Source organism: Desulfovibrio desulfopostgatei, assembly GCF_053570645.1.
Genome location: NZ_JBRBQS010000002.1, coordinates 1,057,826 through 1,076,535 on the forward strand (window position 1 = coordinate 1,057,826; position 18,710 = coordinate 1,076,535).

General features: G+C 59.0%; 17 protein-coding genes, 1 tRNA gene and 1 riboswitch. Of the genes, 4 read left to right on the forward strand and 14 right to left on the reverse strand.

Going from position 1 to position 18,710, the window contains the following annotated elements; genetic code table 11:
* Positions 1 to 77: 77 nt before the first annotated feature.
* Both folP and ftsH read right to left on the reverse strand, forming a co-directional pair.
* Positions 78 to 956 carry a dihydropteroate synthase gene (gene folP, locus ACUZ9Q_RS04635; RefSeq protein WP_449247418.1) on the reverse strand — a complete coding sequence of 293 codons (879 nt, stop codon included), beginning with the start codon at positions 954 to 956 and terminating at the stop codon, positions 78 to 80.
* Positions 946 to 2,955 carry an ATP-dependent zinc metalloprotease FtsH gene (gene ftsH, locus ACUZ9Q_RS04640; RefSeq protein ID WP_225529778.1) on the reverse strand — a complete coding sequence of 670 codons (2,010 nt, stop codon included), beginning with the start codon at positions 2,953 to 2,955 and terminating at the stop codon, positions 946 to 948. The genes folP and ftsH overlap by 11 nt, the downstream gene beginning before the upstream one ends.
* A gap of 343 nt (positions 2,956 to 3,298) precedes the next feature.
* On the opposite strand from ftsH, the gene ACUZ9Q_RS04645 reads away from it, so the two are divergent.
* A tRNA-Sec gene (locus tag ACUZ9Q_RS04645) sits at positions 3,299 to 3,392 on the forward strand.
* A 123-nt stretch (positions 3,393 to 3,515) separates the two neighbouring features.
* On the opposite strand, the gene der is transcribed toward ACUZ9Q_RS04645, so the two are convergent.
* The 8 genes from der to ACUZ9Q_RS04685 form a co-directional block, all read right to left on the reverse strand.
* Positions 3,516 to 4,883 carry a ribosome biogenesis GTPase Der gene (gene der, locus ACUZ9Q_RS04650; RefSeq protein ID WP_192111353.1) on the reverse strand — a complete coding sequence of 456 codons (1,368 nt, stop codon included), beginning with the start codon at positions 4,881 to 4,883 and terminating at the stop codon, positions 3,516 to 3,518.
* A gap of 186 nt (positions 4,884 to 5,069) precedes the next feature.
* Positions 5,070 to 6,245 (reverse strand): RluA family pseudouridine synthase, encoded by a 1,176-nt coding sequence (locus tag ACUZ9Q_RS04655; RefSeq protein WP_227117696.1) that lies wholly within the window; start codon positions 6,243 to 6,245, stop codon positions 5,070 to 5,072.
* 77 nt (positions 6,246 to 6,322) lie between these two features.
* Positions 6,323 to 7,687 (reverse strand): diguanylate cyclase domain-containing protein, encoded by a 1,365-nt coding sequence (locus ACUZ9Q_RS04660; RefSeq protein WP_449247419.1) that lies wholly within the window; start codon positions 7,685 to 7,687, stop codon positions 6,323 to 6,325.
* Positions 7,688 to 7,989: 302 nt separating this feature from the next.
* A complete protein-coding gene (locus ACUZ9Q_RS04665; RefSeq protein WP_449247420.1) occupies positions 7,990 to 8,733 on the reverse strand; it encodes an energy-coupling factor ABC transporter ATP-binding protein in 744 nt (247 codons plus the stop codon).
* Positions 8,726 to 9,487, reverse strand: coding sequence for a cobalt ECF transporter T component CbiQ (cbiQ, locus tag ACUZ9Q_RS04670; RefSeq protein ID WP_449247421.1), 762 nt, complete (start codon positions 9,485 to 9,487; stop codon positions 8,726 to 8,728). The genes ACUZ9Q_RS04665 and cbiQ overlap by 8 nt, the downstream gene beginning before the upstream one ends.
* A gap of 9 nt (positions 9,488 to 9,496) precedes the next feature.
* On the reverse strand, positions 9,497 to 10,201 hold the full coding sequence (locus tag ACUZ9Q_RS04675; RefSeq protein WP_225529779.1) for a cobalamin biosynthesis protein CbiL: 705 nt from the start codon (positions 10,199 to 10,201) through the stop codon (positions 9,497 to 9,499).
* Between the two features lie 17 nt (positions 10,202 to 10,218).
* Positions 10,219 to 10,830: a cobalt transporter CbiM gene (gene cbiM, locus ACUZ9Q_RS04680; RefSeq protein WP_192111358.1), complete on the reverse strand. Its 612-nt coding sequence runs from the start codon at positions 10,828 to 10,830 to the stop codon at positions 10,219 to 10,221.
* Positions 10,831 to 10,946: 116 nt separating this feature from the next.
* Entirely contained in the window at positions 10,947 to 11,717 is a 771-nt protein-coding gene (locus ACUZ9Q_RS04685) for a DUF4198 domain-containing protein (protein WP_192111359.1), read from the reverse strand.
* 474 nt (positions 11,718 to 12,191) lie between these two features.
* On the opposite strand from ACUZ9Q_RS04685, the gene ACUZ9Q_RS04690 reads away from it, so the two are divergent.
* Both ACUZ9Q_RS04690 and ACUZ9Q_RS04695 read left to right on the forward strand, forming a co-directional pair.
* Entirely contained in the window at positions 12,192 to 12,890 is a 699-nt protein-coding gene (locus ACUZ9Q_RS04690) for a glutamine amidotransferase (protein ID WP_449247422.1), read from the forward strand.
* A 168-nt stretch (positions 12,891 to 13,058) separates the two neighbouring features.
* Positions 13,059 to 14,036: a glycosyltransferase gene (locus ACUZ9Q_RS04695; RefSeq protein ID WP_449247423.1), complete on the forward strand. Its 978-nt coding sequence runs from the start codon at positions 13,059 to 13,061 to the stop codon at positions 14,034 to 14,036.
* 96 nt (positions 14,037 to 14,132) lie between these two features.
* On the opposite strand, the gene ACUZ9Q_RS04700 is transcribed toward ACUZ9Q_RS04695, so the two are convergent.
* Both ACUZ9Q_RS04700 and ACUZ9Q_RS04705 read right to left on the reverse strand, forming a co-directional pair.
* The gene (locus ACUZ9Q_RS04700; protein ID WP_192111362.1) at positions 14,133 to 14,588 is read right to left on the reverse strand and encodes a hypothetical protein; all 456 of its coding nucleotides are present in this window, start codon (positions 14,586 to 14,588) and stop codon (positions 14,133 to 14,135) included.
* A 237-nt stretch (positions 14,589 to 14,825) separates the two neighbouring features.
* Positions 14,826 to 16,109 carry an O-acetylhomoserine aminocarboxypropyltransferase/cysteine synthase family protein gene (locus ACUZ9Q_RS04705; protein WP_449247424.1) on the reverse strand — a complete coding sequence of 428 codons (1,284 nt, stop codon included), beginning with the start codon at positions 16,107 to 16,109 and terminating at the stop codon, positions 14,826 to 14,828.
* A 233-nt stretch (positions 16,110 to 16,342) separates the two neighbouring features.
* Between ACUZ9Q_RS04705 and ACUZ9Q_RS04710 the strand changes: the two genes are divergently transcribed.
* Positions 16,343 to 17,614 carry a competence/damage-inducible protein A gene (locus ACUZ9Q_RS04710; protein WP_449247425.1) on the forward strand — a complete coding sequence of 424 codons (1,272 nt, stop codon included), beginning with the start codon at positions 16,343 to 16,345 and terminating at the stop codon, positions 17,612 to 17,614.
* 96 nt (positions 17,615 to 17,710) lie between these two features.
* Here ACUZ9Q_RS04710 and ACUZ9Q_RS04715 read toward each other — a convergent pair whose 3' ends face one another.
* Both ACUZ9Q_RS04715 and crcB read right to left on the reverse strand, forming a co-directional pair.
* Complete coding sequence (locus tag ACUZ9Q_RS04715; RefSeq protein ID WP_022658420.1) at positions 17,711 to 18,043, reverse strand: DUF190 domain-containing protein; 333 nt, start codon at positions 18,041 to 18,043, stop codon at positions 17,711 to 17,713.
* Between the two features lie 9 nt (positions 18,044 to 18,052).
* A complete protein-coding gene (gene crcB / locus ACUZ9Q_RS04720; RefSeq protein ID WP_022658421.1) occupies positions 18,053 to 18,442 on the reverse strand; it encodes a fluoride efflux transporter CrcB in 390 nt (129 codons plus the stop codon).
* 152 nt (positions 18,443 to 18,594) lie between these two features.
* Positions 18,595 to 18,653: riboswitch (Fluoride riboswitch) on the reverse strand.
* Between the last annotated feature and the right edge of the window lie 57 nt (positions 18,654 to 18,710).

The window sequence follows — 18,710 nt, forward strand, 5'->3', positions numbered from 1 at the left end:
GCAGCATTCCAGTGAATGGGCGCGTTGAAAAAAATCGCACCATACCGGCAGACTCGCAATCGTTGACGGTTTGAATCCTAGTTGGCCTCAAGAGCCAGAGCAACAGTCATGGCCTGACGGGCCGCGACAACATCATGCACCCTGTGCCAGAACACGCCCTTGCCGCGCAGCATTGCCGTAGCCATGGCTGTTGCCAGACCACGCTCCTGCGGCGGCAGGCCCAGAAGCCCGCCAAAAACGGATTTCATGGACAAGGCCATGAGCACGGGCCGCCCGAGCGCAAGCAAGTCTTCCGGGTGGGCCAGCAAGGCAAGGTTGTGTTCAAGCGTCTTGCCAAAGCCGATGCCGGGGTCAAGCACAATGCGGTTTTCCGGCAGGCCCGCCCGTACCATGCGCGACATCTCGCGTTCAAAAAATTCCAGCACTTCGCGGCGCACATCAGTGTAGCGCGGGTCGTGCTGCATGGTCTGCGGGCGGCCTTGACTGTGCATCAGCACATAGCCGGGCTTGTATTGCACAAGCACGTCCAGCAGGGCGGGATCAAAGGCGCAGGCCGAAATATCGTTGATGATGGCAGCCCCCATGTCCAGCACAGCGGCAGCCGTGGCGGCATGGTAGGTGTCCACGGAGATTACGGCTCCGGGCGCAGATTGGCGCAGCCCTGTCAGAACCGGCAGCAGGCGCTCGGTTTCCTGCTGGGGGGGCAGTTCCGCAGCTCCGGGCCGCGACGATTCCGCGCCAAGGTCAAGAATGTCTGCACCCTGGTTGCGCAGGGTCAGCGCATGGTTGAGGCCTGATGCCGGGGCGTTGTGCCGGCCCCCGTCATAAAAGGAATCTGGGGTCAGATTTACAATGCCCATTACGCCAAAGGGGGAGGGCGTCTTCAACGCCCGCCCCCCAAGAATATGCCAGTCTGCGCCCCTGGAAAGAGCGGCCGGGCAAATGCTATCGGTCATTTTCTTTACTGTTGTTCCGGGTGTTCTCGGTTTCGGACTGTTTGGACTCCGCCTGTTCCGATTGCTGCTCCAGCTTGTGCTCTGCCTTCTGTTCGGGGGCCTGAGCGTCCGTATCCGGCTCAATAACAAATTCTGCGCCGGATTTGGAAGCCTTGCCGCCCTTGGCGGCAGTGGAGGGCACGGGTTTGCCGTTGTTGTCGAGCGGGGGCAGTTCCTTGTTGTCCATGAGCAGGTCAATATCCGCGCCGGTGATGGTTTCGCGATCAAGAAGCGCCTGGGCAATGCGGTGCAGGGCATCCAGATTCTCTTCAAGCAGCTTGCGGCAGCGGCTGTGCGCGTCTTCCACAATACGCTTCACCTCTGAATCCACAAGGCGTGCCGTGTCTTCGCTGAAGTTCTTGTTCTGAACCCATTCGCGGCCAATAAAAACTTCTTCGCCGGTTTCGCCGATGGCCAGCGTGCCCACGGCCTCACTCATGCCCCACTCGCAGACCATCTTGCGGGCCATGCGGGTGACGCGCTCAATGTCGTTGGAGGCACCAGTGGTGATATCGTCAAAAATAATTTCTTCCGCCACGCGGCCACCCAGCAGCACCACCAGATTATTGCGCAGGAAGGTGCGTGAATAGCCGTGGCGGTCTTCTTCCGGCAGCTGCATGGTCACGCCGAGGGCGCGTCCACGCGGAATGATCGTAACCTTGTGCACCGGGTCGGAACCGGGCAGCAGGCGGGCAGCCAGAGCGTGACCGCCTTCATGGTAGGCTGTGATGCGCTTTTCTTCCTCAGAGAGGATAAGACTGCGGCGTTCGCGCCCCATGAGAACCTTGTCCTTGGCATACTCGAAATCGTGCATGTCCAGGCGATCCTGATTGAGCTTGGCGGCCTGAAGGGCAGCTTCGTTGACCAGGTTTTCAAGGTCAGCGCCAGAAAAGCCCGGTGTACCACGAGCCAGCACTTCCAGATCAACATCGCCCGCAAGAGGCGTGCGTTTGGTGTGCACTTCAAGGATGCGGCGGCGGCCACGCAGATCGGGCGTGGGCACCATCACCTGGCGGTCAAAGCGGCCAGGGCGCAACAGGGCGGGGTCAAGCACATCGGGGCGGTTGGTGGCGGCAATGAGGATAACGCCTTCATTGCTTTCAAAGCCGTCCATTTCCACAAGCAGCTGGTTCAGGGTCTGCTCGCGTTCGTCATGCCCGCCGCCAAGGCCAGCGCCACGCTGACGGCCAACGGCGTCGATTTCGTCAATAAATATCAGACAGGGCGCGTTTTTCTTGCCCTGAACAAAAAGGTCGCGAACGCGCGAAGCGCCCACGCCCACAAACATTTCAACAAAGTCCGAGCCGGAAATGGAAAAGAACGGCACCCCGGCTTCACCAGCAACGGCGCGGGCCAGAAGGGTTTTACCCGTGCCGGGAGGGCCCACGAGCAGTACGCCCTTGGGGATGCGCCCGCCAAGGCGGGTAAATTTTTTGGGGTTGGAGAGAAATTCCACAACTTCCGAAAGTTCGTCCTTGGCTTCGTCAACGCCAGCCACGTCAGCAAAGGTAACGCGTGTGCTGTCCTGATTGAGCAGGCGCGCGCGCGACCGGCCAAAGCTCATGGCCTTGCCGCCGCCGCTCTGCATCTGGCGCATAAAGAAAATCCACACGCCCACCAGCAGCAGCATGGGGAACCATGAAACCAGCAGGGTCATGTACCATGGCTGTTCTTCCGGCGGCTCGGCCTTGATTTCGACCTTTTTTTCAATAAGGCGGTTTACGAGGCCGATGTCCTGCGGAGCATAGGACTGCACGGTTTTTCCGTCAGAGGTGCGCCCAATGAGGGTGTGCCCCTGAATGGTTACGGACATGAGCTGGCCGTTGTCCACCTGACTGAGGAAATCCGAGTAGGGCACCCGCTGGGTGATCCCCTGCGGCTGCTGGAACATATTGAAAAGCATGACCATCGCCAGGACGATTATCGCCCACAGCATCAGGTTGCGACTTATCTGATTCAACACTGCCTCCGTTACGTTTTCCGCGCGCGGTGGCGCACGGCCAGGCCGGATATATGGCCAGCACAGTTAAGAAATTACTACCTGTATGTGGCTGGTGTCAAATGCTTGTGGGCATTTGCAGTTCAGGCAACAGGGTTTCGGCTGCGCTTGTCTTGTTCATAATAATGCGCAAAACACGCTTGGCAATGGAGGTTTGACATGCAGGAGTCAAAACAGCATGCCGGGTGCGTGTTGCGCATGGTCAAACTGTGCTGCGGGCTTTGCTGCTTTTGCTGTGCTGCAAAGGCCAAATAAGTTTGCCCCCTTGCGGGCAAGGGGCTTTTGCCCTATGGTGCGCCCATGCGGAGACGTTTCGTCACCGGTGTGGCGCCCGGTCTTCAAAACCGGTGGCAGGCCTTGCGGTCTGTGGTAGGTTCGACCCCTATACGTCTCCGCCATTCAAGCTTTTTTAGCCAGGCTCATCTGGCTTGCCGTCTTTTGCAGACTGACGTTTTGTCCCCCGGTTTGACCCGGGGGATTTTTTTGTCTTGCGGGCAGCCTGGTTTCAGCCAGGCCTGTCGCTATTTTTCAGATTTTTTCTTGTGGCTTGAGCGCAGGTGCAGGCGCATGGGGGCATGCGTGATGCCGAATATTTTGCGCAACGCGCGTTCAAGATAGCGGGTATAGCTTTCAGGAACACGGGTGGCATCGCTCACAAAGCACACAAAGGTCGGCGGCGCGGTTTCCGCCTGGGTCAGGTAGAAGAACTTGGCGCGCACACGCTTGACCACAGGCGGCTGGTGCTTGTCGAGCACTTCTTCCATGGCGCGGTTGAGCTTGCCGGTAGAAATGCGCACGCTGCATTCTTCGTGGATCTGGGTTGCCAGGGGCAGGATTTTTTTCAGGCCGGTTCCCTTGAGGGCAGAAACATTCAGAATCGGCACATGCGGGCAGAAGGCCAACATTTCGGCGACGTTCTTTTTGAGCCTGTCCAGCGAGTCGCGGGGGGCCAGATCACACTTGTTGATAAGCACCATAAAGGGAGTTTTGCGCGTGTTCAGCATGTCCATGAGGCGCTTGTCCTGCTGGCTCACCCCTTCGGCGGCGTCCAGGGTCAGCAGGGTCACGTCGGCCTTGGTGCTCGACTTGATGGCCGAGTTGACGGAGTACTTTTCCAGACTGTCGCTGATTTTGGTGCGGCGGCGTACACCCGCAGTGTCCACAAATACGTAGTCGCGCCCACCGCGTGTAAAGCGCACGTCAACACTGTCGCGCGTGGTGCCCGCCACATCGGAAACAATCATGCGGTCGCTGCCGGAAATGGCGTTGATAAGCGACGACTTGCCCGCATTGGGGCGGCCAAGCATGGCCAGCTTGAGGGTCGGCGGCGCGGGCGGTTCGGTGGAGGTTTCTTCCGGCAGCAGGGCTACCAGTTCTTCCACCAGAGCGGTGATGTTGTGTCCGTGCTCGGCGGAAACCGCCAGCAGCGGGAAGCCCAGAACGTGAAATTCCGCCATGAGTTCATCTTCGCGTTCCACGCCGTCAACCTTGTTGACCACGCAGAGGGTGGGCAGGCCCTTGCGGCGCACATGGGCCGCAAGATGCTCGTCCAGGGGCAGCAGGCCGTCACGCGAATCCACCACAAAGGCCACGGCAGCGGCATCAACCAGCGCCGCCTCGGTTTGCGCAAGAATGTCGCGCTCAAAGCCGCGAATGCCTTCGGGGCCTTCCACCACAGCGGAGTGGGCGTCAAGGGTGATGCCGCCCGTGTCAACGATACCGAAAACGGGGGTGTCCTTGCGGCGCACCACGCCGTCCATGCGGTCGCGGGTCACGCCGGGGCGGTCATGGGTGATGGCCCGATTGCTGCGGATAAGCCTGTTGAACAGGGTGGATTTGCCCACATTGGGGCGACCCACCAGAATGACGCGGGGCAATGTATCTGCCATGAGAATACCTTAGTGTACGCCTGGGATTTGCCAGGCGAGATTGCAAGCGTGAAGCGGAGTGCGCCGCCATGCGGTCATGCGCTCCGATGAAGAGAAAGCGCCCGGAGCATATGCTCTCTGAGGCGTCTGGCGTGTAATGCCGCGCAGGCCGCGCGGCAGCCAGGACAGTTGGGTTTTGAGACTGCTTTACTGGCGTAAAAATTTATTTTTAGCACTTTGTTCCGTCAAAGGGAAGACCCCGCATCCGCCCCCATGTTCCGGGGCTGTCATGGCTGCGACAGGCTCTGGCATCTGCTCAAGGGCATGCGCGCCAGACCACGGCGGAAGACATGAAAACACGTGTCCGCAGGGCATGGTTACGCGCAGGGCATGCAGCATCAGGTTTTCCGGCTCCGGGGCAGATTTTTCTGCCGTGCCCATGCGGGCCGGGGCCGGGAGGGCGTAGGCCCCGCGCGGCACATGGCGGCGCGTAGGCGCAGCCTGCCCGTACTTGGTGTCGCCAATCACAGGATACCCCACGGCGGCAAGCTGTACGCGGATCTGATGCGTGCGGCCTGTCAGCAGGTGCACAAGCAGCAGGCTTTGCGCTTGCTCCACCCTCAGGGGGCGCACCATGCAAAGAGCCTCGCGGCTGTCAGCCTCGCCGGGAGCAGCCGGACGCACCTTTTCGTAGCCCTGGGCAGCATCCTTGCGCAGAAAGTGGCGCAGAAGCTGCGTTTCGGCAAAAGGCCAACGGCCCTGCACCCATACAACGTATTCCTTGGCCAGCGTTCCATCGCGTATGGCGTCCTGAGCCTTGGCAAGGGCTTCGTACGAGGCAGCCACCAGCAGTACGCCCGATGTTTCCTTGTCCAGCCTGTGCACGGGCGTGGGCTTGAAGGGCGCGCTTGCGAAGTAGGCGGCCAGCCGGGAACTGAGGCTGTCGTCATGCCCTGTGCCGGGATGCGTAGGCAGGCCTGCGGGTTTGTTGAAGGCCCACAGGTAGCCGTCTGTGCCGATCATGGGCGGCAGCGGAGGCGAATCAACCGGCTGCGTGTCGAGAGCTGTATCCGTCAGCGGCTGGGGGGCAGTTTCTGACGCGCTTTCTTCCGCCATTTTGAAGGCAAAGGGAGGAAGACGAACAATGTCGCCTGTCTGCACACGGGCAAAGGGCTTGCATCTGCTGCCGTTGATGCGCACCTGACCAGTGCGCACCCAGCGGTGGAGCAGGGTGGGGGGCAAGTTCAGCCGCCTTTGCAGGAACTGTAACAACTTTTGGCCGCTTTCGGTCTCCTGAACTATCGGCTGTTCCAGCGGCGATTGCCTGCTGATGCCGATGCCAGAGTCCTGGGCCTGCGTAGGGGGAGGGTTATCTTCCGACATGGGGATACTCTGGCGCAAAGCCAGCCTTGCGTCAAGAGCGCCGGGGGCGCGGCCTGCGGCGGCCTGCCTGCTGCGCGTTACAGATAGCGGCAGTCGTTCATGGAAACCTTGGCAAAGGTGTGGTTTTCAATCCAGTCCCGAACACGCTGGCGCGTCTCAGCCCTTGTGGTCAGTTTGTTCCGCAGCATGGCCCGGTCTGCCTCCACAATGGCGTTGGCAATGCTGTTCTGCATGTTTTCTGTGCAGGCGGAACCCATTGCCAGCAAGACCGGGGGGCGGTTTTGCTGGTTGTTGTGCCTTTCAAAGCGCTGCATGAGTTCATGCAACGTTTCGGCAACCTTCAGTCTGTCGCATCCAGGCAGCAGCACGGTGTATTCATCACCGCTCATGCGCGCCACGCAGGCTGCGGAATCCAGCCCGCCGCGCAGCAGCAGGGCCGCCTGACAAAGCACGGTATTGCCTTCTTCGTGCCCGAGGTAATCGTTAATCATTTTCAGTCCGTTGACATCGGCAACGATTATCCCCACGGGCCGAACGGCGTTTTGCTCCAGCTCCTCCACGGTCATGGTAAAAAAAGTTCGGCTGCGCAAACCTGTGAGCGGGTCGTTGCGCACCATGTCCTCAAGGTGGGCTCTGTCGGCCTGGCTTGCGCTGATGTCGGTATGCAGGCCCACCACACGCGTGGCCCTGCCGCTGGCATCGCGCTGTGTAACGTTGCCGCGGCCAAGGATCCAGGCCCAGGTGTTGTCTGCCCTGCGCATGCGGTAGGTGCATTCAAAGGTATCGCCGTGGGTGGGCGAGGCAATGATGTCTTTTTGTATGGGCACCACGTGGGCGTAATCTTCCGGATGAATCTTTTCTTCCCAGCTTCGCAGCGTTGCCGGGAAAGTCTCGGCAGAGTAGCCCAGCATTTCAATGTAGCGGGGGCTGTAGTAGACGGTATTGGTATTGGCGTCCCAATCCCACAGTCCATCGCCGGAAGCATTGAGCGCCAGCATCAGGCGGGCGGCATCCTGCGTGGAGTGCGGCGTGGCAAGGTGCTGCATGGAAAAACGCGCGGACGGCAAAATCTGCTGCGCCTGACGTTCCACCGCGCTGATGCAGCCAACCACACGCTCTGCCTGCCCTGCACCGTTACGCGCAAGGGTTATAAGCTGGGTTCGTGCCACAAGACCGTTGATGGGAAAGCATATTTCCATATGCGCCCCGATGTGGCCCTCGAGAAACGTCTGCAACGATTGCCCGAGTATATCCCTTTTATCCTCATGGCATGCGCCAAGAAATGCCGCCATACTGCAAGGAACATTTGCCTCAATGCCAAGTAGCCTCCCGGCCCCAAGGCTGAAGCGGAGGAGGTCTGAGGCAACGCGCCATTCCAGCACGGCATCGGTTGTGTCCGTCTGGATAAGCGGCAGGGGGTGGCTGGGATAGGGTTCGCGCATGGCAATCCTTGGGAGTCCAAGATATGGTGCCAAAAGACAGGAATCTGACGCAGAGCATAAATTGCTGCGCGACCCTACTACTCTTCAGGAAAGAATGCTACTATCATTTTATATATACAAGTAGATATTTGGTGCTAAAATTAAAAAGCGAGGCTGCCGGAGGCGAGCCAGCGGGCAACGCCAGCGGGGCGTTACGGAAGGGCGGGGCGCGGCGGCAGGATGGAAAATTATTTTATAGCAGATAGCTGCGGGCGTATTGCCCTTGCATTGTTGAAGATTGCCGCCAGCAAAATTGTGTGGGGCTAATGCTCGTGGGGTTCGTTGCCCAACGGGTGGGCGTGCATATGGGCATGGGCAAAGGATGGGGCGCAGGCGCTCAGCCGATTGTTGGCGATGGTGAGGTACTGGGTGGATGTTTGCGCCAGAAAATCCCAGTCATGGGATATAGTTATGCGCGCAGTGTCCAGGCTGCCCAAGATGTCGATGATTCGCTGGCGGGCATCGTTATCGAGGCCGTTGGTGGGCTCGTCAAGCAGCAGGGCCTCGGGCTTCATGGCCATCACTGAAGCCAGGGATACGAGCTTTTTTTCGCCGCCGGAAAGCCGGTGGGTAAGGCGGTTTTCAAATCCGGCCAGGCCGAGAGCGCGCAGGGTGTCCAGGGCGCAGTCTCTGGCATCATCGGCTGAAAAGCCGAGATTCAGGGGGCCAAAGGCCACGTCCTCCAGCACGGTGGGGAAAAAGAGCTGGTCTTCTGCGTGCTGCAGCACAAAACCCACCTTGCAGCGCAGATTGTAGAAATCCTTTTCTTCCTTGAGGGGCGTGCCGTGAAACAACACCTGACCCGCCTGAGGCCGCGCCAAGCCCGTGATGCAGCGGAAAAGCGTTGTCTTGCCGCTGCCGTTGGGACCATAGAGGCCGATACGCTGACCGGGATGCAGAGAGAAATCCACATCGCACAGCACTGTGCGCGGCGAGTTGCCCTGCCCGTAAGCAAAGCAGATGCCCTCGAGGCTGAAAATGGCTGCATCGTTATGGTGGTCAGACATTAAGGCCTCCCAGGCATTCAATCGCGATTATCCCCGCCATGCACAACAGCAGGCCCAGTGCGAAAATACAGTCGCCCTTCTGGGCGTGGAATACCGTCACCGATCTGAAATGGCCGGAAAATCCCCGCAGAACCATAGCCTCGCGCACTCGCAGAGAGCGCTCGTAACTGCGCACCAGCAACAGGCCCAGCAAGGACGCCAGGGTGCGGTAGGTATGCATGCTGGTGCGCGGGCGAAAACCGCGCAACCGTGCCGCCACAAGCAGGGTGTGCCATTCCTGGGCGATGACGTGAACGTATCTGGCTGTGAAAAGAAAGAGGAAAACGAGCTTGGGCGGGCAGTGCAGCCGCTCCAGCGCATGACCGGCGGTGGGGGCGTTCATGGTGGCGACAAGCGCCAGAAAGATGCAGGCAATGGCATTGGACTTGATGCTCACCAGCAGTGCAAGGCGCACGCCTTCTGCGCTGACTGTGAGCATTCCCCATTGCGCCAGCGGGGTTCCCGGCGTGGTCAGGGGCGTTACGCACCACAGAAAAACAATGAAGATATTGATGGCGCCGAGGCGTTGCAGCAGCGCGCGGGCAGGCGGATTGGCCGCCGCCAGCAGCGCCAGACCCAGCGCAAGGGCCATGCCGCAGGCGGTCAGGCTGTGCAGCAGAGATATGCATACCGCAAGACCCCCCGCGAAGGCCATGCGAACGCGGGGGTCAATACGCTGTATGAGCGATGGGCGAACAAAGGGCTGGTCAAACACTCCCAGCCATTACCCCCGACGCCCCTTGAAGTAAAGGGCAATACCCGCCAGACCCACCAGCCAGCCGATGCCGCCGAAAATTTCAGAAAATCCGGGGCGCGACACGCGCATTTCGGCAAGTTCCCGACGGATGGGGCCAAGCTTTACATCCAGCGCCGCGTTGACAATGGTTTGCAGCTCCCCGGAGCTGACGCCGGCAGCGCTTGGGGTGGGTGCAGCCGCGCCTTTTGCTCCGGGGGTTGCCGTGGATACTGCGTGTGTAACCGGAGATGTTTTTTCGGCAGCAGGAGCCGCCGCGTCCTTTGCTTCGGAGGCGCTGGCGGGAATGGCTGGCGTCTGAACCGCCGCCAGTTCGGCGGCATCCATCATCCATTCGTTCTGATGGCCTTCGCCAGCCTTGACGACAATGCGCAGGCCGTGGGCCTTGCCCTCAGCGGGAACAGGAAAACGGTACACGCCCTGATCATCTGTGCGGCCTTCCTGCAGTTTTGCGCCTGTGGCAGCATCGTACACCACCACCTGTCCCTGCTTGACCTTGTTGCCGCCGTTAAAGCCGCATTCCGCAACAACCTGATCCCCTTCTGTCCATGCAAAAATATTGACCCGGTGGGCCTGAGCCGCATGGGGCAATGCCAACGTGAAGAGCAAAAACAGCGTGGACAACAGTGCGGGCAGTGTGGGCGAGAATGCCCTGCGCGAGCAAATGGAATGCATGGAGACTCCTTATGGCCTCAGGCCGCGCTCAGGCGCAGCATTTCAGGGCGCACCCTGGCGATAAAACCCACGGTCAGCATGGTAATAAGCCCTTCGGCCAGCATGATGGGCAGGTGCGCCAAAAACAGCAGCCGCGCGGCTGTGGCAAAGCCTTCATCGCTGGAGGCAAGAGCCACCGCCGTCAGCAGGCCCGCGCCCAAGACGCCCAGCGCTCCGCCGCAGAAGGCGGCAATTTTTTGCCCTGCTGGTGTGGGCCACGCACGGCACAGGCCGCGAAACACATAACCCGCCACGACGGCTGAAAATCCCATGGTGAAGGTGTTGACCCCCAATACCACAAGGCCGCCAAACTGGAACAGTAGCGCCTGTAGCGCCAGAGCCGCCAGGATGGCCGGAAAGGCCGCCCACCCGAGTATCACGCCCAGAAGGCCGTTGAGAATAAGGTGCGCGCTGGTAATGCCGATGGGCACATGGATAAGCGAGCCGACAAAAAAAGTCGCGGCCAGAATGGCCACGGTCATGAGCCGGTCATAATCGAGTTTTTTCAGGCCCAGGGCCGTTCCGGCAGCGGTTAGGGCGTAACCCGTGGCAAGCACGGCAGGGGAAAGAACGCCTTCGGCAATATGCATGATCAATCCTTTGATGGGCCTTTGCCCGGCTTCACCTTGCAAGGCCGCTGGCGCAGAGGCCGAACCGGAAGGGGCAATTTCCGGCCCGGCCTGCCGCAGTCATACTTGGCGCAGTATTACTTGGTTTTGGGTGCGGCAAAATTCACCCACATCACAGCGCCCAGTTCCACTTCCTTGGCTTCACCCTTGTATTCCATTTTTTCGGCGGAGGTGTTCAGGGCCGCAAAACCCCACCATCCCGCCCAGGGAATGCCATAGCTGAAGACGCCGTTTTCATCGGTCTTTACTACCTGAGTGACATAAAAATCGTTGGGGGCGGTGTGGGCCTTGCCCTTGTTGTAGCACTCCACTTCCACGTCCGCTCCGGCAACGGGCTTGCCGTCAAGCAGAACGCGGCCACGGAATACATTGCCTGTGTAGTTGGCAAAGGGGCGGGTAAGGGGCACGATTTCCGTTTTCAGGCCAAGGGGGGCATCCCAGCCTTCCTCTTCGCCAAAGGCGGCCACCACGGTCTTGGTGTAATGGATGATGAACTTGTCTTCCGCAGGTTCAAAATAGGGGGCGGGCTCAACGGCAAACTGGTACACGCCGGGCTTTTTGATGCCATAGGTGGTTTGCCATGCCTTGTGCCCCAGCACGGTGGCGGGTTTGAGCGTTGCCTTGATGTCTTCGGTTTTTCCGTCATGGGTGACGGTAGCCGCCGCAGGCGCGGCCATATCCATGCCCTGCATTTCCATTGGGTGCACAAAGGAAATCTCCAACTGCACATTGGCGTCCTTTTTGTCGGCAACCGTGGGGGTGGAGGGAATGACCATGCCGAAATGGGCCTGGGCCTGGGTTCCCCACATGAGCAGCAGAGCAAGGCTGGCGCAGCAAATTTTCCACATAGAAAGTTCCTGTTGGTTGAGGTGGAGGGGGTTGCCGCTATGGCATGACGTAGCTGGATGTTTAGTAACAAAAAAAATAAATTTGTAGCAAGATGTTTTTGCCGGGCAGGCTCGGCATTCTTGCGCTTCATCCACAAGCTGCGTACTATGTGAGATGGAAAACTACTGGTGCAGACGGCTGGTGCAGTTCAACCCGGGCAGGTTCGTTTTGCAGTTGCCCTGAAGATTGTGCGGGAAGACGCAGCAAGGATGCCCAGGCGCGCTATGATTGCGCGACTGACGCTGGGGTCTGTGTTGTTTAGGATGTTGAGCCTCTGCAACAACAGGTGCATTGCTCGAAGTTGGTTTCCTGGGCGCGTACAACTTCCCCCCGTGGCGTTCAGAATGCCCGCAGAGTGACGGGCGCAAACGCTGTTTGCCGTATTTGCCCATATGGCAGTCAGTGTAAAAGGCATTTCAGCATCGGGAGAAAGTATGAAGCGTTGCGTTGCTATTCAGCATGTGGCTTTTGAAAATCTGGGTGTGTTTGTGCAGCCGCTCGAAGAAGCTGGTTTTGCGATCAGCTATGTGCAGGCCGGAGTTGTGCCCCTGGAGCCGGAACTGTGGAAAGATGCCGACCTTGCCGTGGTGCTGGGCGGCCCCATTGGCGTGTATCAGGAAGATTTGTATCCCTTTCTTGCCGATGAAAAGGTGCTTATCGCGAGCCGCCTTGCCTCTGGCCGCCCGCTGCTGGGCATCTGCCTTGGCGCGCAGCTTATGGCCAGCGCTCTTGATGCCGATGTGTACCCCGGAACTGCCAAAGAGATTGGCTGGGGTCAGGTTGAGCTCACCCCTGCGGGATTGAGCGGCCCCCTGGCCGAGCTTGTCGGCGCGCCTGTGCTGCACTGGCATGGCGATACGTTTGATCTGCCCCGCGGTAGCGACCTGCTTGCCTCAACGGCCATCACGCCGCATCAGGCCTTCCGGCCCGGGCCGGGGCAGCTTGGCTTGCAGTTTCATGCAGAAATGGACGCGGCCCTGATGGAAACATGGCTTGTGGGGCATTGCTGCGAACTTGGCGTTAACGGCTTCGATCCCCGCGCCATACGCGAAGACGCCCAGAGGCTCGGCGCTCAGGCGCGGGCCGCAGGGCTGGCCTTCATGCGCCGCTGGTTGATGGAAGAGGTTGGCTAACGCAGTTTACGAATGAAATGAGTTATCAGCATGACAAGGATTTTCCTGAAAATCCTTGCCATGTCATGCGCGCAGGCAGGCTTTTGCCAGCCGTATGCGAGAAGTAAGCGTTAAATGCCCTAAGCCTGCACATCATTCTGAATCACTGGTCGGTACAGGAGTGTTCAGATGGCCAATCCTGTTGTAAACATCACCATTCCTGTTTTTAACAGGTATCATCTTACCCAGAAGACGCTGCTGGCCCTGCGCAAAACTGCGCCCGGCATTTCATTCACGGTTACTGTGGTGGACAACGGCAGCGAGCAAGCCCTGCGTGATCGGCTGGTGGAACTGCACAAAGACGGGATTATCGATAATCTCTTTCTGCTGCCGCGCAATATGGGCATATCCTGCGCATGCAACATCGGCTGGCGCGCTGTGGACGCCCCCTATTACATGAAGCTCGACAACGATATGGCTGTCATAACACCCCACTGGCTTGAGAATCTTTTCAGGCTGTGGGCGCACGGCGACCCTGTTTCTACGCTGGGGCCAACATTCAAAGCGCATGACATGGTGAAAAATCCAGGCACGATCACCAGCGAAGACGGCATACTTGGCATTTGCAATTCCAATTTAATGGGGAGCGCCATTATCATCCCCAAAAGTGTTTCAGACATGCTGGGCTGCTGGAGCGAAGATTACGGCCTGTACGGCGCAGATGACGGGGATTACGGCGCGCGTATGAACTGCGCCGGATTGCCGCAATACTATTATGACGCCAATGATTTTTTTGTAAACGGCGGCAAGTACGACAATTCGGAATACGAAGATACGGATCTGAATAAGGTCAAGGAACATGCCCGGCTTTTCAAGGATGAGTCCGGCGGTATGGGACTGTTTGTATTGAATTATTATCTGTATAACATGTGCGTTCGCAACTGGAAGGTGCCGCTGCGCTATCGCATCAAGGATATGGATGGCTACAATGTAGTGCTGGAGGAAGATCCCGCCTATGCGCCCATTCAACAGGCCCTGAGCCGTAGCAAGGATCTGCTGGACAATCTTGTTGCGGCAGGCCGCAATAACGACATTTATTCAGATGCCGTGGTGAATCGTCTTAAAAGAATCTGGAAAGGCTGCGGGCAGGAATGCGCCCCTTTGTGAATGCACTTTGGGGGGCAGGAAATAACATCAGGGGCTGTCGGCAATGCCGACAGCCCCTGATGTTTTATCAATCCGTAACTGGCCGAGAGAATTTGTCTATTTAGGCAGCAAACTGGCGTACTCCGCACTCTTTACATACTTTTTGATAAAAGCCAGGCCAAGCTTGCGGTCGCCGGTGATGGTCGTGACCATAAAAATATCGCCAGACGCCGCCACCCAGGACTGGCAAGGGGTCTGCTGCTGGGTGAAGGCAAAGGTGTATTGTCCGTTTTTTTCCACCGGGGGCTTGAGCGCCTTGAACTGGTTGGCGAACATTTCGGCAACAGTTTTGGTATCCGCGCCGCCGTTGGGCCCGGTCACAAAACCCACCGTGGAACTGCCCGATGCATTTGAAAAGATAACGGTGGTGGTTCCCTGATTTTCTGTGGGAGCCATAACGGCCTTCCAGTTGTCGGGAAGGTCGACGGAAATATACTTTGTACTCACCTCATCTGCCAGCACGGGCGTGGCCAGGAGCATGACGAAAAGAAGAACCGCAAATTTTCTGAACATGAAAATTCTCCTGCTTGAGAGCGCACAGTTAACGGCGGGGCTTGCCCATAAGGGGCAGGCTGTCCCGGTCGCAGAGCATTACAATGGATCAGCCAGTTGTATGCAATGGCCCCTGAAAAGACAATGCCTTTTACTCGGGGCTGTCAGGCTAAAAAAGCCCCGCCGCGTATATCGGCAGGGCCTTTGAAATTGTGCTGCGGTTCCGGGTGCGTTGTGCGCGCCGTGCAACGGGCCGGGTTAGCCCAGGGCCTGGGCAATGTCTTCAATAATATCATCCTCGTGCTCAATGCCAATGGAGAGCCTGACCGTGTTGGGCCGGATGCCCGTTTCGGCAAGTTCTGCGTCGGTGAGCTGCGAATGCGTGGTAGAGGCGGGGTGGATTACCAGCGATTTTGCATCCGCCACGTTGGCCAGCAGGGAGAAGACCTGCAACCTGTCGATGAATGCCCTGGCCTCCGCCGCGCCGCCCTTGACCTCAAAGGTAAAGATGGAGCCGCCCCCCTTGGGAAAATAGCGCTGATACAAGGCATGGCTGGGGCTGCTGGAGAGGCACGGATGGTTGACCCGCTCAACCTTGGGATGCTTGGCCAGATATTCCACCACTGCCAGCGCATTGCTGACGTGGCGCTCAACCCGTAGCGAAAGGGTTTCCAGCCCCTGCAGCAGAATAAATGCGTTGAAGGGTGAAAGCGTTGCGCCAAGATCGCGCAGCAGGATGGCCCGTGCCCGCACAGCATAGGCCGCCGCGCCCACTGCCTTGGTAAAGCTCAGGCCGTGGTAGCTCGGCTCCGGCTCGCACAGCCGGGGAAACTTGCCTGAGGCCTCCCAGTCAAACTTGCCGCCGTCCACAATCACGCCGCCAAGGGTTGTGCCGTGGCCGCCAATAAACTTGGTTGCCGAATGCACAACAACGTCTGCCCCGTGCTCGATGGGGCGCAGCAGCCAGGGGGTAGCAAAGGTATTGTCCACCACCAGGGGGATACCGTTTTTGTGGGCCAGATCCGCCAGCGCTTCAATATCCACAATATTGCTGTGCGGGTTGCCCAGGGTTTCAATAAAAATGGCCTTGGTACGCGGTGTGATGGCGCGCTCAAAAGCGCCGGGTTCATCGGGGTCCACAAAGGTGGTGTCTATGCCCCAGGCCTTGAGCGTGTGCGCCAGCAGATTGTAGGTGCCGCCGTAGAGGGTTTTTTCGGCCACAATGTGGTCGCCCGCTTCGGCCAGATTTTGCAGGGCATAGGTGACCGCTGCAGCGCCGCTGGCCGTGGCCAGGGCCGCAACGCCGCCTTCAAGTGCTGCCACGCGCTGTTCAAAGGCGTCCTGCGTGGGATTGGTCAGGCGGCTGTATATGTTGCCGGCATTGCTGAGGTTAAAGCGAGCCTCAGCGTGCGCACAGTCGTCAAAAACAAAGGATGTTGTCTGATAGATCGGTACTGCTCGCGCCCCTGTAGCCGGATCCGGCTGTTCCTGCCCTGCATGAACTTGCAGGGTTTCAAAACGTGGTTTCTTCTTTTCGCTCATTTCTGTCCCCTGTTTTTTTGCAGTTTGTATGACCCTAGTCGACAAATAATTTCTTAGTAAATTGGTAAGAAATGATTGGCCCAGATATCCGGGCTTGTCAAGCAAGCCCTGCCGGGAAATCTTGCATGCGCGCCGCGTCAGTCTTGCGCCGTGCAGTCTGGGAGACTAGGATGCTCAACGGCACGTTCCACGGCTTTGCAGGCAGGACGCGCATCAAGCAAAACGGAGGCCGCATGAAGGCGGAAATAATATCGGTCGGCACAGAACTCCTGCTGGGGCATACGGTCAATACGGATGCAACCCATGTGGCGCGGGAGCTTTCTGCGCTGGGGATGGATCTTTTACAGGTGCACACTGTGGGCGACAACCCGCAAAGGCTGGAGAAAGCCCTGCGTGAGGCCCTGGAACGCGCGGAAGTCGTTATAACCACTGGCGGCCTTGGCCCCACGGAAGACGATCTGACCAAGGAAACAGTAGCTCTGGTGGCCGAAGCGCCACTTGAGGAACATGCAGACAGCATGGCGCGGTTGCGGGAGTATTTCGGCACGCGCCCCATGTCGGCCAATCAGGCCAAACAGGCCATGTTGCCGCGCGGATCCGTGGCTTTCCCCAATCTGGCGGGCACTGCCCCCGGCTGCGCCACCCCTGCGGGCGAGGGGCGCTGGGTGCTCATGCTGCCTGGGCCTCCTTCCGAACTGCTGCCCATGCTGCACGACAGCGCCGTGCCCTTTTTGCGGAGCATGAGCGGGTCGGTCATTTCATCGTTCATGGTAAAGACCTTTGGCATAGGCGAGGGCGTGGCGGCCTTGCGCATTGCGGGGCTGACTGGCAGTGCCAATCCCACGGCGGCGACCTATGCGGGTGATGCGGAAATGTTTGTGCGGGTAACGGCCAAGGCGCAGGATGCCGCCGCTGCCGAGGCTCTGGCTGCCCCTATGGTGGCGGAGGTGCGCAAACTGCTGGGGTACTTTGTGTACGGCGTGAATGTTGCGGGGCTGGAGACGGTGGTGGTGCAGGACTTGGCGCGTCAGGGCAAAACCCTTGCCACTGCGGAATCCTGCACCGGCGGCCTGCTGGCCAAGCGCATCACGGACCAGCCCGGCGCATCGGATGTTTTTGGCTATGGTATGGTAACCTACGCCAACGAAGCCAAGGAGCGGCTGCTCGGCGTGCCGCACGATATGCTGTGCGCGCACGGGGCCGTCAGCCCGGAGGTGGCGCGGGCCATGGCCCAGGGCGCGCGCAAGTACAGCGGCGCAGATTATGGCATTGGCATTACGGGCGTGGCCGGGCCCGGCGGCGGCACGCCGCAAAAGCCTGTGGGCCTTGTGTACATTGCCCTGAGTGATGCGGAGCATGTCTGGCTGCGCGTCATGCGCCCGCAAGGACGTTATCTGGGTCGCGACTGGACGCGCCGCCTGGCCTCAAGCCATGCGCTGGACATGCTGCGCCGCCGTCTTGCCGATCTGCCAGTTGAAGATCAGTGGAGTCTGGATCAGGCCTAGTTTTTTGTCTGTCGATGCTGTGAACCCCCGGCGGATGTGGTCTGAGAGGCCGTTTCCGCCGGGGGTTCTTTATTGGGAGGGCGGTTCTGCCTGCGGTCAGGCGGGCTGATTTTTTCCCGAGCAGGTGATGCCAAATTCCACAGGGATTTTCATATAGAAGATTTGCAGATTTTCCTGCTCAATGCGGGCAAAAAGCTGCTCGCTGTGTTCCGGGCTCACGGCCATGGTTACCTCCATGGGCTGCTCGCCCACATCAAAAAAGCGTGCGCTGTGGTATTTGCCGTCGCGCCCGTAACCACCTTGCGCCGCGGCAAAGGTTGCGCCCTCAACGCCAATGGCCTTTGCTTCCTTAAGCAGCCATTCCGCAATGCTCATGTGCCCGTGCGAGCGCCCCTGCTGCGTATAAAATGTCAGTTTGTAGCCGTTCATGGCCTGCTCCTAACGAAAGAGGGATTTGAGAAGCGAAACTGCGCCAAGGCCCATGAAAAAACAGATCAGCGAGCCGCAGACGTGCAGGGTTATGGCCCCGGCGGCCATGCCTATGCGTTGTTCCTGCAGCAGGGTGCCGATCTCTGCCGTGAAGGTGGAAAAGGTGGTAAGGCCGCCAAGAAAACCGGTGATGATAAGCAGCCGCCATTCGGGGGCCAGACCGGGCAGCGAGTTGAACACGCCCAGCGAAAGCCCGATGCCGAACCCGCCGAGGAAATTGGCGGCCACCGTACCAAGCGGAATAGCCGGAAAGATGGAATTGAGCAGCATTGAAAGCACCCAGCGAAGGCAGGCCCCGGCCCCGGCCCCCAATGTGATGACAAGAACGTTTTTGACCATGCGTCAATCCGTTATGCAGTGCAGGTATGGCTGTTAACGGCCCATGCTGCCCGCGTTTTCATGCTTGCCGATGTCAGCGGTAATGCCCCGGCGTTGAATAAAAAAAGCAACCGCGCTTGGGCGCGGTCGCAAAATAGTCTACCAACGCCCTGGCCCTGGTAGGAGTTATCAGCAAATGCGGTTCAAGGGGAACTCCATCCCCTGAGTGATTTCTACATCTGCCGGGGCCGCAAGTAAACCCGTTTTCGCCGCAAGGGCACCGCATTCA

Bases quoted from the DNA above. Each gene is read 5' to 3' on its own strand.
- folP (WP_449247418.1), bottom strand. From the start codon at position 956: ATGACCGATAGCATTTGCCCGGCCGCTCTTTCCAGGGGCGCAGACTGG.
- der (WP_192111353.1), bottom strand. From the start codon at position 4,883: ATGGCAGATACATTGCCCCGCGTCATTCTGGTGGGTCGCCCCAATGTG.
- ACUZ9Q_RS04655 (WP_227117696.1), bottom strand. From the start codon at position 6,245: ATGTCGGAAGATAACCCTCCCCCTACGCAGGCCCAGGACTCTGGCATC.
- ACUZ9Q_RS04660 (WP_449247419.1), bottom strand. From the start codon at position 7,687: ATGCGCGAACCCTATCCCAGCCACCCCCTGCCGCTTATCCAGACGGAC.
- ACUZ9Q_RS04665 (WP_449247420.1), bottom strand. From the start codon at position 8,733: ATGTCTGACCACCATAACGATGCAGCCATTTTCAGCCTCGAGGGCATC.
- ACUZ9Q_RS04675 (WP_225529779.1), bottom strand. From the start codon at position 10,201: ATGCATTCCATTTGCTCGCGCAGGGCATTCTCGCCCACACTGCCCGCA.
- cbiM (WP_192111358.1), bottom strand. From the start codon at position 10,830: ATGCATATTGCCGAAGGCGTTCTTTCCCCTGCCGTGCTTGCCACGGGT.
- ACUZ9Q_RS04685 (WP_192111359.1), bottom strand. From the start codon at position 11,717: ATGTGGAAAATTTGCTGCGCCAGCCTTGCTCTGCTGCTCATGTGGGGA.
- ACUZ9Q_RS04690 (WP_449247422.1), top strand. From the start codon at position 12,192: ATGAAGCGTTGCGTTGCTATTCAGCATGTGGCTTTTGAAAATCTGGGT.
- ACUZ9Q_RS04695 (WP_449247423.1), top strand. From the start codon at position 13,059: ATGGCCAATCCTGTTGTAAACATCACCATTCCTGTTTTTAACAGGTAT.
- ACUZ9Q_RS04700 (WP_192111362.1), bottom strand. From the start codon at position 14,588: ATGTTCAGAAAATTTGCGGTTCTTCTTTTCGTCATGCTCCTGGCCACG.
- ACUZ9Q_RS04705 (WP_449247424.1), bottom strand. From the start codon at position 16,109: ATGAGCGAAAAGAAGAAACCACGTTTTGAAACCCTGCAAGTTCATGCA.
- ACUZ9Q_RS04710 (WP_449247425.1), top strand. From the start codon at position 16,343: ATGAAGGCGGAAATAATATCGGTCGGCACAGAACTCCTGCTGGGGCAT.
- ACUZ9Q_RS04715 (WP_022658420.1), bottom strand. From the start codon at position 18,043: ATGAACGGCTACAAACTGACATTTTATACGCAGCAGGGGCGCTCGCAC.
- crcB (WP_022658421.1), bottom strand. From the start codon at position 18,442: ATGGTCAAAAACGTTCTTGTCATCACATTGGGGGCCGGGGCCGGGGCC.